The organism is Methylosinus sp. is20ea, from assembly GCF_059718135.1.
The window spans coordinates 3,987,168-4,002,235 of record NZ_AP046088.1 but is presented as its reverse complement, the minus strand read 5'-3'; the positions used below and the strand labels follow the sequence as shown (position 1 = coordinate 4,002,235).

The following is a 15,068-nucleotide window of genomic DNA, read 5'->3' as shown; positions in this document are numbered from 1 at the left end:
ACAGGACCCAAGGCGGAACGGAAATGACGCATCAACCCATGATTACGAGTTTTCGTGCGCCGATCCAGATCGGAAAAAAGGCGATCCCCATCAAGGACGAGCATGAGCTGAAGGCCAAGCTGCGCGCCGCCGGCCTTCGCCCCACCTCGCAGCGCATCTCGCTCAGCAAGCTGCTCTACGGCAATGGCGACCGCCATGTGAGCGCCGAGGCCCTTCACGCCGAAGCGCACGAGGCCGGCCTGCAGATGTCGCTCTCGACCGTCTATAACACGCTCAACCAATTCGCCGATGTGGGCCTGCTGCGAGAAATCGCCGTGCAGGGCCCGCGCACCTATTTCCATACCCGCACAGCGCCGCACCACCATTTCATGGACGAGGTGAGCAAGCGCATGTTCGACGTGGTGGACGGCTCCGTCGAATTCGCCAAGCTCCCTGCGCCGCCCGAGGGCATGGAGATCGTCGGCTGCGACGTGATCATCCGTCTGCGGCCCAAGCGTAAGGCGTAAGCGGCTTTCGGGAGCGGTCCTTCCCGCACCCTCCCCGGCGTCGCGGGAGAGGGGCCGGGGAGGGGGCCTCTCCGATCAGCCGAGCAGCTTGGCGATCTCCGCTTTCAGCCCATCGGCGATATCCGGCCGCGCCAGGCCGAAGGCGAGATTGGCCGCCAGAAAGCCGAGCTTCGATCCGGTGTCATAGGTCTTGCCGTCGAAGCGCACGCCATGGAAGGCCTGCGAAGCAGCGAGCGTCAACATGCTGTCGGTGAGCTGAATCTCGCCGCCCGCGCCCTTCTCGCCCTTGGCCAGAATGTCGAAAATCTCCGGCTGCAGAATATAGCGGCCAGAGATCATCAGATTGCTCGGCGCGGTTCCGCGCGGCGGCTTCTCCACCATTCCGGTGATCTCGAAGCTCGCGCCGAAATCCTGGCCCACAGAGACGACGCCATATTGATGCGTCTCCTCCGGCGGCACTTCCTCCACCGCGATGATATTGCCGCCATGCGCCTCATAGGCGGCGACGGCCTGGGCGAGGCAGCGGCTTTGCTTCGGGCCATTGCCGAGCGTCACCATATCCGGCAGCAGCACCGCGAAGGGCTCGTCGCCGACGATCTCGCGCGCACACCAGACGGCGTGGCCGAGGCCCAGCGGCGCCTGCTGGCGGGTGAAGCTCGCGGCGCCGGCCGGCGGCAGATCGGCGATCAGCGCGTCATATTCCTTGATTTTGCCGCGCTTCTTCAGAGTGTCCTCGAGCTCATAGGCGATGTCGAAATGATCCTCGATGACGCCCTTGTTGCGCCCGGTCACGAAAATGAAATGTTCGATGCCGGCCTCGCGCGCCTCGTCCACCACATGCTGGAGCACGGGGCGATCGACCACGGTCAGCATCTCCTTCGGCACAGCTTTGGTCGCCGGGAGGAAGCGCGTGCCGAGGCCGGCCACGGGAAATACAGCCTTGCGAATGCGTTTGCTCATGATTAGTCCATTTCGAGCGAGTGTGGCCCGGGCGCGAGACGGCGACGCCCGAGCAGTTTTTCGGAAAAGTCGAAGCCGATTTTCCGAGAATATCCCGCAACGGCGAAAGACGACCGCCCAGCCCACGCCGGGCCAGGATTCGTCCTTAACCATTGCCCGTTAATTTCCCGTGAGGACGTCTTCGACAGGAAGAGCGCGGAATGACCATTCTCGTGACCGGCGGCGCCGGCTATATCGGAAGCCATATGACGCTCGAGCTGCTCGACGCCGGCGAGAGCGTCGTCGTGCTCGACGATCTCTCCACGGGGTTTCGCTGGGCGGTCCCGGGCGAGGTTCCGCTCATCATCGGCGATTTCGGCGACGAGGCGCTGCTGCGCGATATTTTCGCGCGGCATGATGTCCAGTCGATCATTCATTTCGCCGCCAAGATCGTGGTTCCCGAGTCTGTCGCCGATCCGCTCGGCTATTATCTGAACAATACGGCGAAAGCGCGGGCTCTGCTGGCGGCTGCGGTGGCGGCGGGCGTGAAGCGCTTCATCTTCTCCTCGACCGCGGCCGTCTATGGCGATCCCGAGCATAACCCGGTGACCGAGGACGAGAGCCTGAAGCCGGTCTCGCCCTATGGCCGCTCCAAGCTGATGGTCGAGTGGATGCTCGCGGACGTCTCGCGCGCGCATGACCTCACCTATGTAGCGCTGCGCTATTTCAACGTCGCGGGCGCCGACCCCAAAGGCCGCTCCGGCCAATCGACGCCCAAGGCCACGCATCTCATCAAGGTCGCGGTGCAGGCGGCGCTGGGGCTGCGTCCGGGCATGCAGGTGTTCGGGGCCGATTATCCGACGCCCGACGGCACCTGCCTGCGCGATTATATCCATGTCACCGATCTCGCCCGCGCCCATCTCGATGCGCTGCGCCATTTGCGCGGGGGCGGGGAGAGCCTCGTCTGCAATTGCGGCTATGCGCATGGCTTTTCGGTGCTCGAGGTGATCGAGACGGTCAAGCGCGTCTCGGGCGTCGATTTCCCGGTCGAATTCGCCGGCCGTCGGCCGGGCGATCCGGCGGCGATCGTCGCCGCCAATGACCGCATCCGCTCGAAGCTCGGTTGGACGCCGCGTCACGACGATCTCGAGACGATCGTGCGTCAGGCGCTGGATTGGGAACGGCGCCTCGCCGCGCGTGACGATAGTGGAGCCTAGCGTATATATTATAGAAATATTTCGATACGCTTCGGATATGGGGAGGAATTGCTCGGATTTCCAAGTATTTCCGGGCATTTTGGCCTCGGGGCGGAGGCTATCGGTAAGTTTTGCGTAAGGCCGGCGGCGGACAGTCGCGCGCGTCCGCTCTCCTTCTGGGATACGCAGAATGTCCATATCGAGTCTCGCTTCCAACGCGGTTCAGACCGCCTATCATCACCATTCCCGGCCTACGAAAGATGTCGACGACACCACGGCGGCGACCGCCGCGAGCGCGTCGTCGACGACCGGCTCGACCTCTTCGACGCAGACGAGCGCCGTCGACCCGAGCGCAGCGATCGATTTCCGCAGCGCGGGCTCCGGCCAGCTTGCGGCGCTGCTGTTTGCGAGCGATTCGCAATCGACGAGCGCCACCGATGCGACCGATAGCTCGTCTTCGGATTCGAGTTTCGCCTCGACGGTCGCGAGCCTGCTGAAGGCGGTCGATTCAGGCGATACGGAAACGGCCAAGACCGCCGCCACGAGCCTGCAGAGCCTGCTGCAGCAGTCCTCGTCGACGTCGGACTCGTCGGGTTCGTCGTCCACTTCGTCCTCGGACGGCAAGTCCGGCTTCCTCTCCGATCTGCAGACGCTGATCTCCGCGGTGCAGTCCGGCGACACCACCACCGCGCAATCGACCGCCACCAAGATCGAGAGCCATTTGCGGGCGCCTCCGCCGCCCCCGCCGCCGTCCTCCTCGTCTTCGTCGGACGGTTCGGATTCGACATCCTCCTCTTTCGTCTCCGATCTCGCGACGCTGCTCAATGCGGTGCAGTCGGGCGATACGACGACGCAGAAGAGTTCCGCGACGAGCCTCGAGAGCGATCTCACCTCGCTCTTGTCGTCTTCGTCGACCGATACGTCGTCCTCGACCGACTCGTCGTCTTCCTCTTCGACGATCGTCGATGATTTGAAGACGCTCATCACCGCCGCCAAGAGCGGCGACACGACCGCCGCGCAATCGAGCGTCGAAGCCTTGTTGAAGGACCTCGTCGCCCAGCAGCAGGGCGGTCAGACGGCGTCGTCGTCGCAGAGCGCGTGAAAGTGACGGGGCGGCCTCACCAGACGATCTTCAGGCCGCCTTTGCCCGCATAGGATTGCGTGCGTCCGCCATATTCGCCTTCGAAAGAGGCGAATATGGCGACCGAGGCGCTCATGTCGAGGCGCAGACCCGCTTTGGCCTGAACGAAATTGGAGTCGGGCCGCGCGCCCGCTATGGTGAAAGCGGCCGACGACGCCGAGCCGAAAGCCGCCGTCAGATCGCGCGCCGGCTCGAATTCATGCACATAAGCGATCGACAGATCGGGCGTCAGCCGCCCGCCGCCTTCGAGCGCGATGCTGCGATGCAGCCGCGCGCCGAAATAGACAGGCAGCGAGTCGGTTTCGCGCGCCGCGAAAGAGAGCCCGCCGAGGCCGGGGACGCCCGGAACGAGCGCCGTCGTCTCGCTGAAGCCGTCGGTCCAAATATGCGCCGTCTCCACTGCGGCGAAAGGCGTCGCGCGCAGATCGAAAATATCGACGTCGCGGCCGACCTCGACGCGCGCGCGCAGCACGCGGCTCTCGAAATTTCCGTTCGCCGTCTCGCCCGTCCCGACGCCGAAGATCGTGCGCCGAGAATAATTGTCGAAATCCGAAAAGCTCAGCGAAGCGGAAATATAGTTGGGATCGAAAGTGTAGACGCCATAGCCGCCGATGTGCCAGCCATGCGTATCGACATGCGTCGAGCGCAGATTGGTCGTCGCGCCGCCGGCGCTGTAGCCGCCCGCAAAGCCGAGCAGCAGATTGGGAAGCACCGCCGCATCGAGGCCGATGGCGCCGCCGCCGAGGCTGGTCTGCTGCGTCGCCGAGCCCAGCGCCGCGTCGCCGCCGACGCGCGCGCTCTGCCCGAATCCCGAGAGCCAGATGCGCCAAAGACGCGCGGGCTCCTTCGTCGGGCGCAGCGTGATCGGGCCCTTTTTCGACTCTAGCGACGCATAGGAGAGCGCGGGCGAGGAAAATACGGTGACGCCATTGGCGTCGCGCGTCTCGCCCGAGCGCCAGAATTGCCCGGCGTCCGCGAGCGTGGAGCCGAACAGCCGGTTCGATTCGAGGCCGACATTGAGTGCGCCGGCGACGCCTTCGCCGGAGAGTCCGTCGAAGGCCGCGCGCGCGCCGGCTGCCGATTTGCCGACGACGGCGAGGAACAGCGGGCTCGCCGTCGGCGTCGTGTCGAGCGCGGCGGCGACCGCGCGCTGATTGCGATTGGCCGCGACGCTCTGGAAGAACACGCCATTGCGCGAGAGCGTCAGAAAGGCGTTGCTGGCGTTATAGGAGAGCGAGGGCGTCAAAAAGGCGAGATCGGTGGAGACCGTGGAGAAGGAGCCGCTGACGCCGCCCGCCGCCTGCACGATCGCATAGCTCGTCGAAGGCGCGTAATTGCCGGAGGCGGCGGTCACTTGCACGGCGCCGCCGAGCGTCGCCGTTCCGCCGACGACGATCTTGTCCGCTGCGCCGGCCGCGTTGGCGTCGATCTGATAGACCGAGCCCGAGCGGAAAGTGGCGTTGCCGCTGATGGTGAGCGTCGAGATCGCGCCGGCGCCCGAGCCGGGCGAGACGACGCCCGACAGATCGAGCGCGCCGAGCGTTCCAGAGCCCGACAGGCGCCCGCCGCCGGCGATTGTGACGAGATTGCCGATCGTCCCCGCGGCGACCAGCTCGGCGCCGCTCGCGACGCTGACGCCGTTCGAATAGCTCTGCGTGTTGGTGAGCGTCCACACGCCATCGTCGACGCTCAGCGTCTCGAAATTGATCGCGCCGGCGAAGGTTCCCGTTCCCGAGAGGGAGATGCGATCGTTTCCGGCGCCGCCGTCCACCGTGCCGTTGATGACGGAGCCGGTGCGAATGTTCAGCGTGTCGTCGCCGGAGCCGAAGACGATCGCCTGTCCGCCGCCGCCGGTGATGGTTCCGGAATTGGTGATCGTGTTGTTGAGCGTGCTATTGATATAGATGCCATAGCGCGTCGTTCCCTGGATCGCGCCGGCGTTGGTGATCGTCACCGCGCCGAAGGCCGGCCCCTCCGAGCTATTGTCGACGAGAATGCCGTCCGCCTGACCGATGATCGTCGCGCCGGCCTTATTGTCGATGACGCCGCCGCCGATGGCGACGCCCTGACTGGTGTTGGTCTTGCCGTCGGAGCCGACGCCCTTGGCGCCCGTGCCGCGGATCGTGCCGTAATTGGTGATGTTGCCGATGTAATCGATATCGACGCCATCGCCGTCGCCATTGGCGACGCCGGCGATATTGTCGATATCGCCCGAGATGAGGCCGTAATTGATCACGGTTCCGCCGACGTCGGAGCCGACGCCCGAGCCGTTGCGGCCGATGATCTGCCCGCCCGCATAATTGGTGACGGTGATGGAGGAGGTCGTCGAATTGGCCGTCGGATCAAAGCTGATGTTGACGCCGTGGCGCCCGCCGGAGATCAGGCCGCCGGCGTAATTATTGACCGTGCCGCCCGTGCTCGTCTGGAAATCGATTCCGTCCGCGCCACTGTTGGTCTGAAAATTATTGGAGATAATCTGGCCGTAATTATTGATCGTGGCGTTGTTGCCGGGGCGAATGCCGTCGGCGTCGGCGGTCTGCAGCACGCCGGTCGAAAAATTATTGATGGTGATCGAGGCCGTTCCGGCGACGATATTGCCGAAGTCGATCGCCTGGCCATTGTTGGAGCCCGTGCCGGTCGCCTGGATCAGCCCGTAATTATTGACGATAATCGTTCCCGAGGTGACGGCCGTTCCCACTTGCAGCGCGTCGTTCTGTGATTGAATCGTCGCGCCCGCCTCATTGGTCAGCGTGAAGCTCATCGCCGTTCCGCTGTTGAAGCGGATCGCGCGCGCTCCCGTTCCCGTCGTTTCGATCGTGCCGAAATTGTCGATGGAGACGCCGGTCGAGGTCGACGTCTGATTCAGCGTCGGATTGGCGGAGGAGGTGAGCTTTCCCCCAGCGCCCACGGTAATCTTGTCGGTCCCGCCGAATGTCTTCTGGCCGGAGACGGTCGTATTGGCCGGGACGTTGATGTCTGCGGCGACGGCCGCGGAAGAGAACGAGAGAGAGGCGAGGAGCGCTAGGGGGCTGACGCGCGAGAGAAGAGGCGACATTGCGGTTCCGTTCCAGCTGGATCGGAACCCCTAATGGCGGCGGCGCATGACGCTTTGACGACAGCGCCGCAATGTCGCCGTCTTTCGTTCACCCCGTGTTGCGCAGGCCGGCCGCGACGCCATTGATGGACATGAGAATACCCTGGCGGATATCGTCGCCGGTCTGGCCGCCGCGCCAGCGGCGAATGAGCTCCACCTGCAGATAGTTGAGCGGCGCTATATAGGGGAAGCGATGATGCAGCGAGCGCGCCAGCGCCGGATTGTCGGCGAGCCGCTGGCTCGATCCGGTGAGATCGGCGAGCGCGCGATTGGCGCGGCCCCACTCGGCCTCGATCTCCCCATAGATGCGGTCAGCGAGCGCGTGATCTTGCACGAGCCCGGCGTAGTGACGCGCGATCGAGAGATCTGTCTTAGAGAGGATCATGTCGATATTGGAGAGCAACGTGCGGAAGAAGGGCCATTCGCGATACATGCGCCGCAGCAGCTCGAGCTTGGTCCCATCGTCGCCGTCCAGAAAGCGCGCGATCGCCGCGCCGAAGCCATACCAGCCGGGAAGGGCGAGACGCGCCTGGCCCCAGGAGAAGCTCCACGGAATGGCGCGTAGATCCTCGATCTTGCGCGACGGCTTGCGCGAGGCCGGCCGCGAGCCGATGTTGAGCGAGGCGATCTCGGAGATCGGCGTCGAGGCGAAGAAATAATCGACGAAGTCCGGCGTCTCGTAGACGAGGCCGCGATAGGCGTCCATGCCCCATTGCGCGAGCTGTTCCGCCACCTCGAGGAATTCCGGCGGCGGCGCCTTGCTGTGCGAGAGCAGCGTCGCCTCCAGAGTGGCGGCGACGAGCAGCTCGAGATTGATGCGGCCGATCTGCGGATTGGCGTATTTCGCCGCGATCACCTCGCCTTGCTCGGTGAGGCGAATCTGGCCGTTCACCGTGCCCGGCGGCTGCGCGAGAATGGCGTCATAGCTCGGGCCGCCGCCGCGTCCCACCGTGCCGCCGCGGCCGTGGAAGAGGCGCATGGCGATGGAGGGCAGGCCCGAGAAGAAATCCGCGAGCGCGGTGGAGGCGCGATAGAGCTCCCAAATGCTCGCGAGAATGCCGCCGTCCTTGTTGCTGTCGGAATAGCCCAGCATGATGTCCTGCTGCGCGCCGGAATTGGTGACGAGCTTGACGATGCCGGGCAGCGCATAGAATTCGCGCATGATGACGGCGGCGTTGCGCAGATCGCCGATCGTCTCGAACAAAGGCACGATGATGAGATCGGCGGCGACGATCGCCGCGTCGCGCGGGTCGAGCGTGCCGCGCATCATGCCGCATTCCTTCTGCAGCAGCAGCACTTCCAAGAGATCGCTCACCGTCTCCGTATGGCTGACGATGTAATGGCGGATCGACTCGTGACCATAGGTCTTGCGCATCTCCGCCGCGCGCTCGAAGATCGCCAGCTCGCTCGCCACATCTTCCGAATAGGTGGCGTCGACGAGCCGCACCGGCCGCGGATCGCTGAGCAGCTTCAGCAGCAGCGCGCGCTTTTCCTCTTCCGTGAGGGCGGCGTAATCCGGCGCGACGCGCGCCTCGCGCAGCAGCGCGGCGATGGTCTCCTCGTGACGGTCGGAGCTCTGCCGCAAATCGACAGTGGCGAGATGAAAGCCGAAGACTTCCGCCGCGCGGATCAGCGGCTCGAGACGCTGTGTCGCGATCACCTCGCTGTGATGGCAGCGCAGCGAATCGTCAACGATCTCGAGATCGGCGAGAAAGGCGCGCGGGTCGGGGTAGGGCGCGCCGGGCGCCACCGCATGGCGCTGCGCCTGCTGGCCGGTCAGCACTTCCAGCGTCGCGGCGAGGCGGGCGTAGACGCCGATCAGCGCGCGGCGATAGGGCTCGTCGTCGCGATGCGGATTGTCGTCGCCGGAGCGCGCCGCCAGCGCCTCCAGCGCCTGGCTGCAACCGGCGTAGCGACGCGAGATGGACAGCTCGGCGCCGAGCTCATGCACCTCGCTGAGATAGAAGCGCAGCGCCGTCTCGCCCTGCATGCGCAGCGCATTGGCGAGCGATTCGGCGCGCACATTGGGATTGCCGTCGCGGTCGCCGCCGACCCATGTGCCCATGCGCAGAAAGGGCGGAATGCGCAGACCGCCCAGACGCTCTTCTATATCGGCGTAGAGCAAAGGGATCTGGCGCAGGAAGGTGCTGCGATAATAGCTCAGCGTGTTGGCGATCTCGTCGCGCACGGTGAGCCGCGCCTGCCGCAGCAGCTCCGTCTGCCAGAGCTGCGAGACGCGGGCGCGCAATTGCAGCTCGTTGCGGGCGAGCTCCGCTTTGTTGCGCGCATGTGGGCGCGCCTGCAGCAGGGCGGAGATGGCGTGCTCGGCGTCGAGCAGGCTCTTGCGCCGCACTTCCGTCGGATGCGCGGTGAGCACGGGCGAGACCCAGCCGTTGGAGAGCACTTGCGCCACTTTGCCGGGGCCGATCGAGGCCTTGCGCAAATGGGCGAATGTGTTGGCGAGGCTCGGCTCGGGGGAGGATTCGTCGCCCTGCAGCGGATGCAGATCCTCGGCGATATTGGCGAGATGGGAGAAATAGCTGAAGGCGCGGATGACGGTGACGGCCTCGCTCGCCGAGAGCGAGCGCAGAAGCGCCTCGAGCTTCTGGTCGGCCTCGTCGTCGCCATTGCGGCTGACGGCCACGGAGAGGCGGCGGATCGTCTCTATGCGCTCGAAGGCGGCGACGCCCTCCTGCTCGCGCACCGTGTCGCCGAGCAGGCGTCCGAGCAGGCGGATGTCGGCGAGCAGCGACTGATCGTCGAGCATGGCGGAGGAGCTGAAATTGGCGGCGTCTGTTTCGGGCTGCATCTGTGGTGACGATCCTGACGGGCGGGCGCGCTGCGGCGACGGGTGGCAAAACTGTGTCAACTATAGCAGAATTTCGGAACGATTTCGATGCGGCGACGAGGGGAGCGGAGGGATCGGGGTGAAGGACCGCAATACTCCCCTCATTTCGAACCCGCCGTCTCGACGCTCGAAGCGGAGTTTCGGCGGGTTGATAAAGGGGGCCTGTCCTGAGATACCGCTGATCAGCGGTATCTCAGGACAGGGAAACCTTCACGATTGTAATCAGGGGCTGCCGCGGAATCTGGGGAGGCTCGGCTCATCTTCCGAGGGTGGCCCGAGCTCGGGACCTCGACTCGAAGGCGACGGCCCGGAAGCTTTTTTTGCTCCGCCGCTCCCATGGCTTCGCCCGAACCATCCGATCAGCCCTCGACGGAAACCGGGGGAGCGCTCATGCGGCGATGACGCTCATGAGGAAAATATCGCTCGATTCGCAGCGTCAAGAACCTTCGAAGGGGAGCATCGTATATTAGGTCCGCACCCCAGGCGACGATAAAGACTATCAAGATTGTAACGATGCCGACTAGTGGACTGTGGCCGAATATTTCGGCCGAAAATCCGAAAATTGGCGCATGCAGCGCGTAAACGGCATAGGAAAGCCGCCCCGATAGTTCCGAGACCGAGCGCCATCGATCTATCGGTTCCACCAAGACCGCGGCCGCCACTATCGTTGGGACCGCGAATGCTATCCAGACAATCTCCATTGCGTATCCGAAAAATCGCGCCGGTCCCACAAAGCCCCACTCGGAAATGGGCATCAGCACCAGAACGGCCGCCACTAGGACAGCCGCCAATGGAACGCGCAGACTTGGGCGCCGAGACTTCCAAAGCCGATACAGCAAGACGCCCATCGGGAAGCCGAAGCAAACGCGGGCTAAGCCGCCAATCGAGTTTTTCCAATTCCAACCCATATCAAAAGATAGCAGCGCAACACGACATATGATGAGGCCGACGAAGGCGATTGCGCATGCTGCAATGAGCGTCCTGATTGTCCAATGCCGCCATGTCGCGGCATAGAGCATGTTGAGCATAATTTCGAAAAATAATGACCATGCTACGACATTCGCTGGGAATAACAATGAAGTATAAGATCCTGTGGTCGGCAACATAAATATTGTCGATGTCGCTGTTATAATGAGCTGAAATATGCTGACTTTTGTAAATATAACTATATAAATGAGCCCGATCGCGCTTCCAAGAGCGTATAAAGGATATAGGCGGATCGCTCTTATTATAGCAAATTCGCCAAAGCTCAGCCCGGACGCGAGTCTGTGCTCGTATGCATGCGCTATTACGAATCCACTCATCACAAAGAATAAATCAACGGCGAATAGTCCTGATAGAAATGGGTTGATCGATTCTCCGCTATGTCCAATCAAAACGGCGACTGCAGCCAGTCCTCTCAGAGCGTCGAGAGCTGCGAAGGTGTGGGTTTTGGCGGGAGAGAATGTAAGCTTTCCAATGGATATGTCATGACTTCCTGCGCCTCTGGACACGGATGCCCCCTTTCGACGGACCCATGGTGCAGCAAATGCCTTGTATCGTGCTCGGTTGAAATACAGGCTGCGTTATTCGTAGCAAAAACTCGTAATATGTTTATATTAATTGCTTCGCTTGCGAGAGAGCTTACGTCGTTACATGCGAGAATAGAGATATCTAGAATCTTTCCCGCAATTCCGAGGACTTGCTCCCGAAGCTTTCGAGATTATTATTGCCGCCTGAACGTTGACGTCTGTCCACGGGGTGTGCTCGGCCAGCGCTCCTGATTTGGTAATCATATTGGTCGCGTCCCGCGCCGGCGATGGAGTCTTCCGCATGCGGACGGCGCTTTGTCGTCTCTCCCGCCCTTGTTCCCTCTGGCCGTCCGACCTATAGACCTCGATGCGGCGTAAACCTAGAGCAGAGTTTCCCTGAGATGGAAGACGCGTCCTCGATTCTGATCCCCGCCGCCGTCGGCGCGCTGCTCGGCGCGGCTTTCGCTTTTCTCGCGCGCTGGTCGGAGCGCTATCCGCAGGCGGGCTCCCGCCGCATGCTGGCCTATGCGCTCCTCGCCACGGCCGCGCTCTATGTCGGCCTCGCCTTCGCCTCGGACAATCCCAAAGCCTGGTTCGGCATAGAGATGACCGGCTTCGCCATTTTCGGCTCCTTCGCCTTGCTCGGCCTCGTCGGCTCGCCCTGGTGGCTCGCGATCGGCTTCGCTCTGCATCCGTTCTGGCATGTGCAGTTTCATTATCTCGGCACGGGCTCGATGTTCGCGCCCACATGGTTCACGCTCGGCCTCACCGGTTTCGATCTGGCGGTCGCCGCTTATGTCGTCTATGCCGTGCTGCGCGGCGCCGATCCGCAGCTCGAGCGCAAGCCGCGGCCGTCGGCGCCGGAGGCCCCGGGCGAGGACGAGCCGCAGCGCCCGCTCACGCGCAATGACCGCCGCATCGCCAAAAAACCGCGCTGAACCGCAACGCCGCAGAGAGGCTGCTCGATGAACGCTCCCGCCGATTTCACCCTCCGTCACGACTGGACGCTGGAGGAGATCGTCGCCATCCACGATTCGCCTCTGCTCGAGCTGGTTTCGCGGGCGAGCGCGCTGCACAGCCGTTTCTTCGATCCCAATGACGTGCAGAAGGCGGCGCTGCTCAGCATCAAGACCGGCGGCTGCCCGGAGAATTGCTCCTATTGCTCGCAATCGGCGCATCACCGCGAGGTCAAGCTCGACCGCGTCGAGCTGATGCAGGTGGACGACGTGCTGGACGCCGCCAAGCGCGCGCGGGAGGCCGGGGCGGATCGCTTCTGCATGGGCGCGGCCTGGCGTCAGGCGCCGAGAGGCGAGCGTTTCGACGATGTGCTGAAGATGGTGCGCGGCGTGCGCGCGCTTGGGCTGGAGGCCTGCGTCACGCTCGGCATGCTCGACGATGGACAGGCGAAGTCTCTCGTGGAGGCGGGCCTCACCGCCTATAACCACAATCTCGACACCGGGCCCGAATTCTACGGCGAGATCGTCACCACCCGCAGCTATGAGGACCGTCTCGCGACGCTCGCCGCCGTGCGCCGGGCCGGCATAGAAATGTGCTGCGGCGGCATCATCGGCATGGGCGAGAGCGTGCGCGACCGCGCCCATATGCTGCAAGTTCTGGCGTCGTTCGATCCGCATCCCGAGAGCGTGCCGATCAATGCGCTGGCGGCGATCGAAGGCACGCCGCTCGCCGGCCGGCCGCCCGTCGATTCGCTGGAGCTGGTGCGCATGATCGCGACGACGCGCATTCTGATGCCGAAATCCCGCGTGCGGCTGTCGGCCGGTCGCTCGGGCCTCTCGCGCGAGGCGCAGATTCTGTGTCTCGTGGCCGGCGCCAATTCCATCTTCTACGGCGAGAAGCTGCTGACGGCCGGCAATCCCGGCCTCGACGCCGACGCCGCGCTGTTCTCCGCGCTTTCCGCGCAAGGGGAGAGCGCCTGCGCGGTGAAGCAGTAGGCTCTGGCCTGTGGCGTAACCCTCGCCCTCAGGCTGAGGAGGCGGCGTAGCCGCCGTCTCGAAGCACGAGGGCGAGGTCCAGGACGCGCCGAGGTCCAGGACGCGCAATGAAGGTTTCCTCATCCTTCGAGACGCCGCTTCGCGGCTCCTCAGGATGAGGAAACCTTCATCCGACGTCCCGGGTCTCATCCCCGCATAGGGCGGGGGAGCGAGCAGGGAGAGAGGCTGATGCACGGGCAGGACCGCTTTCTCCTCGCCGGCGTTATGGGCTGGCCGATCTCTCATTCGCGCTCGCCGAAAATTCACAATTACTGGCTCGCGCGCTATGGGCTCGCCGGCGCCTATATTCCGCTCGCCATAGAGCCGGGCCGGCTCGAGGCGGCGCTGCGCGCTCTGCCTTCGCTGAATTTCTCGGGCTGCAATCTCACCATTCCACACAAGGAGGCGGCGCTCGCCGTCGTCGACACGCTGGACGCGAGCGCGAAGCGCATCGGCGCTGTCAATTGTGTGGTGGTGGAGGAGGACGGGACGCTTTCGGGCCGCAACTACGACGGCTTCGGCTTCACCGCCTCGCTCCATGCGGCCGCGCCCATGTGGCGGGCGGACGCCGGGCCGGCGGTCGTCATCGGCGCGGGCGGGGCGGCGCGGGCGGTCATCGCCGGGCTCATCGACGCGGGCGCGTCCGAGGTGCGGCTGTTCAATCGGACGCTCGAGCGGGCGCAGAAAATCGCCGCCGATTTCGGGCCGCCCGTCGCCGCCTTCGGCTGGGGTGAGCGGGCCGAGGGCCTCGCCGGCGCCGGGCTCGTCGTCAATACGACGAATCAGGGCATGGTCGGCGAGCAGCCGCTCGATTTGCCGCTCGATCGCGTGCCGGAGGACGCGCTCGTCTCCGACATCGTTTACGCGCCGCTGGAGACGCCGTTGCTGGCCGCGGCCCGCGCGCGTGGCAATGTCGGGGTCGACGGGCTCGGCATGCTGATCCATCAGGCGCGGCCGGCCTTCCGCGACTGGTTCGGCGTCATGCCCGAGGCGACGCCGGAGCTGCGCGCGCTGATCGAAGCGACGCTCTAGCGCGTTTCCAGCCGAAGTGGACGCCGGTTGGGCGTTGGAAATGCGTCAAAGCAAACGATTCTAGCGAATGTTCCGCTCGGCCGCGTTCGGCCGAGCGCGGAGCTGTCGCGCAGGTTCACGCCACAAAGGCGGAGACGGCGAAGCGGAAGGGCGACCAGCGGCTCGAAAGCTCGACGAACTCATTGGCGCGCTTCACGAAGGTCGAGTAGCGCTCGCTCGCGAAACGTGACTGCGCCTCGAGCGCGTCCCCCATCGATCGCGCCTGCCCGAGCGCCAGCGCCAGATCGAGGACGGCGCTTGCGTTCTCGTTCACGAGATCGATCGTCTTCAACGACCAGAGGCTCGGATCGAGCGGAAGCGCCACCGGCTTCGCCGACGTCTCGATCGTCGCGGCGATGAAGGTCACGGGCGCGATCGGCGCTTCGGCAATGGTCTCGAGGACCGGCTCGGCCTCGAGGATCGGCTCGGCCACAGTCTCGAGGGCCGGCTCGGCGGCGGTCTCGAGGACGGGCTCGGCGGCGGTGGCCTCGAGCTGCGTCTCGACGATCGGCTCGGCCGCCGTCAGCGCCACTTCGACAGGCGCCAGCGCGGCGACGATTTCGATCTCGGCGGGCGGCGCGGGCTGCGGCGGCAGGGCCTCCGGCTCGTCGTCGTCCAGCGCGTCCTTGAGGGTGATCGGCGGCTCCTTCGGCGGCGCCGGCGGGCGCTTGGAAAAACCTCTCGTATGCGTGGCCATCGCTTCGGGCTCCTGTGCTCTGGTTCCGGCGCGCCCACCCGAATCGCCTCGGCGCGATGCTCGGGGAAAGGCCG

Annotated in this window: 12 protein-coding genes; 6 read left to right on the top strand and 6 right to left on the bottom strand. The window is 64.5% G+C overall.

Going from position 1 to position 15,068, the window contains the following annotated elements:
* The first annotated feature begins 23 nt into the window (after positions 1 to 23).
* Positions 24 to 506 carry an iron response transcriptional regulator IrrA gene (irrA, locus tag AC6IY7_RS18650; RefSeq protein WP_497780897.1) on the top strand — a complete coding sequence of 161 codons (483 nt, stop codon included), beginning with the start codon at positions 24 to 26 and terminating at the stop codon, positions 504 to 506.
* Between the two features lie 75 nt (positions 507 to 581).
* Here irrA and AC6IY7_RS18645 read toward each other — a convergent pair whose 3' ends face one another.
* Positions 582 to 1,466, bottom strand: a complete 885-nt coding sequence (locus tag AC6IY7_RS18645) for a UTP--glucose-1-phosphate uridylyltransferase (RefSeq protein ID WP_497780896.1) — start codon at positions 1,464 to 1,466, stop codon at positions 582 to 584.
* Positions 1,467 to 1,666: 200 nt separating this feature from the next.
* On the opposite strand from AC6IY7_RS18645, the gene galE reads away from it, so the two are divergent.
* Entirely contained in the window at positions 1,667 to 2,662 is a 996-nt protein-coding gene (gene galE / locus AC6IY7_RS18640) for a UDP-glucose 4-epimerase GalE (RefSeq protein ID WP_497780895.1), read from the top strand.
* Between the two features lie 216 nt (positions 2,663 to 2,878).
* Here galE and AC6IY7_RS18635 read toward each other — a convergent pair whose 3' ends face one another.
* Positions 2,879 to 3,625, bottom strand: a complete 747-nt coding sequence (locus AC6IY7_RS18635; RefSeq protein ID WP_497780894.1) for a hypothetical protein — start codon at positions 3,623 to 3,625, stop codon at positions 2,879 to 2,881.
* On the opposite strand from AC6IY7_RS18635, the gene AC6IY7_RS18630 reads away from it, so the two are divergent.
* Positions 3,612 to 3,743, top strand: a complete 132-nt coding sequence (locus tag AC6IY7_RS18630; protein WP_497780893.1) for a hypothetical protein — start codon at positions 3,612 to 3,614, stop codon at positions 3,741 to 3,743. The two genes, AC6IY7_RS18635 and AC6IY7_RS18630, sit on opposite strands and share 14 nt — an antisense overlap.
* A gap of 16 nt (positions 3,744 to 3,759) precedes the next feature.
* On the opposite strand, the gene AC6IY7_RS18625 is transcribed toward AC6IY7_RS18630, so the two are convergent.
* The 3 genes from AC6IY7_RS18625 to AC6IY7_RS18615 form a co-directional block, all read right to left on the bottom strand.
* Positions 3,760 to 6,837: an autotransporter outer membrane beta-barrel domain-containing protein gene (locus AC6IY7_RS18625; protein WP_497780892.1), complete on the bottom strand. Its 3,078-nt coding sequence runs from the start codon at positions 6,835 to 6,837 to the stop codon at positions 3,760 to 3,762.
* A gap of 88 nt (positions 6,838 to 6,925) precedes the next feature.
* Positions 6,926 to 9,685 (bottom strand): phosphoenolpyruvate carboxylase, encoded by a 2,760-nt coding sequence (ppc, locus tag AC6IY7_RS18620; RefSeq protein WP_497780891.1) that lies wholly within the window; start codon positions 9,683 to 9,685, stop codon positions 6,926 to 6,928.
* A 398-nt stretch (positions 9,686 to 10,083) separates the two neighbouring features.
* Positions 10,084 to 11,217 carry an acyltransferase family protein gene (locus AC6IY7_RS18615; RefSeq protein ID WP_497780890.1) on the bottom strand — a complete coding sequence of 378 codons (1,134 nt, stop codon included), beginning with the start codon at positions 11,215 to 11,217 and terminating at the stop codon, positions 10,084 to 10,086.
* A 419-nt stretch (positions 11,218 to 11,636) separates the two neighbouring features.
* On the opposite strand from AC6IY7_RS18615, the gene AC6IY7_RS18610 reads away from it, so the two are divergent.
* The 3 genes from AC6IY7_RS18610 to AC6IY7_RS18600 all read left to right on the top strand — a co-directional run bounded on the left by AC6IY7_RS18610 (position 11,637) and on the right by AC6IY7_RS18600 (position 14,258).
* Positions 11,637 to 12,173: a hypothetical protein gene (locus AC6IY7_RS18610; RefSeq protein ID WP_497780889.1), complete on the top strand. Its 537-nt coding sequence runs from the start codon at positions 11,637 to 11,639 to the stop codon at positions 12,171 to 12,173.
* Positions 12,174 to 12,200: 27 nt separating this feature from the next.
* Positions 12,201 to 13,187, top strand: coding sequence for a biotin synthase BioB (gene bioB / locus AC6IY7_RS18605; RefSeq protein WP_497780888.1), 987 nt, complete (start codon positions 12,201 to 12,203; stop codon positions 13,185 to 13,187).
* A gap of 228 nt (positions 13,188 to 13,415) precedes the next feature.
* Positions 13,416 to 14,258: a shikimate dehydrogenase gene (locus tag AC6IY7_RS18600; RefSeq protein WP_497780887.1), complete on the top strand. Its 843-nt coding sequence runs from the start codon at positions 13,416 to 13,418 to the stop codon at positions 14,256 to 14,258.
* 115 nt (positions 14,259 to 14,373) lie between these two features.
* On the opposite strand, the gene AC6IY7_RS18595 is transcribed toward AC6IY7_RS18600, so the two are convergent.
* Positions 14,374 to 14,994: a phasin family protein gene (locus tag AC6IY7_RS18595; RefSeq protein ID WP_497780886.1), complete on the bottom strand. Its 621-nt coding sequence runs from the start codon at positions 14,992 to 14,994 to the stop codon at positions 14,374 to 14,376.
* Positions 14,995 to 15,068 lie beyond the last annotated feature (74 nt).

Coding starts and splice junctions, on each gene's coding strand:
- irrA (WP_497780897.1), top strand. CDS start 24: ATGACGCATCAACCCATGATTACGAGTTTTCGTGCGCCGATCCAGATC.
- AC6IY7_RS18645 (WP_497780896.1), bottom strand. CDS start 1,466: ATGAGCAAACGCATTCGCAAGGCTGTATTTCCCGTGGCCGGCCTCGGC.
- galE (WP_497780895.1), top strand. CDS start 1,667: ATGACCATTCTCGTGACCGGCGGCGCCGGCTATATCGGAAGCCATATG.
- AC6IY7_RS18635 (WP_497780894.1), bottom strand. CDS start 3,625: ATGAGCGTCTTCAAATCATCGACGATCGTCGAAGAGGAAGACGACGAG.
- AC6IY7_RS18625 (WP_497780892.1), bottom strand. CDS start 6,837: ATGTCGCCTCTTCTCTCGCGCGTCAGCCCCCTAGCGCTCCTCGCCTCT.
- ppc (WP_497780891.1), bottom strand. CDS start 9,685: ATGCAGCCCGAAACAGACGCCGCCAATTTCAGCTCCTCCGCCATGCTC.
- AC6IY7_RS18610 (WP_497780889.1), top strand. CDS start 11,637: ATGGAAGACGCGTCCTCGATTCTGATCCCCGCCGCCGTCGGCGCGCTG.
- bioB (WP_497780888.1), top strand. CDS start 12,201: ATGAACGCTCCCGCCGATTTCACCCTCCGTCACGACTGGACGCTGGAG.
- AC6IY7_RS18600 (WP_497780887.1), top strand. CDS start 13,416: ATGCACGGGCAGGACCGCTTTCTCCTCGCCGGCGTTATGGGCTGGCCG.
- AC6IY7_RS18595 (WP_497780886.1), bottom strand. CDS start 14,994: ATGGCCACGCATACGAGAGGTTTTTCCAAGCGCCCGCCGGCGCCGCCG.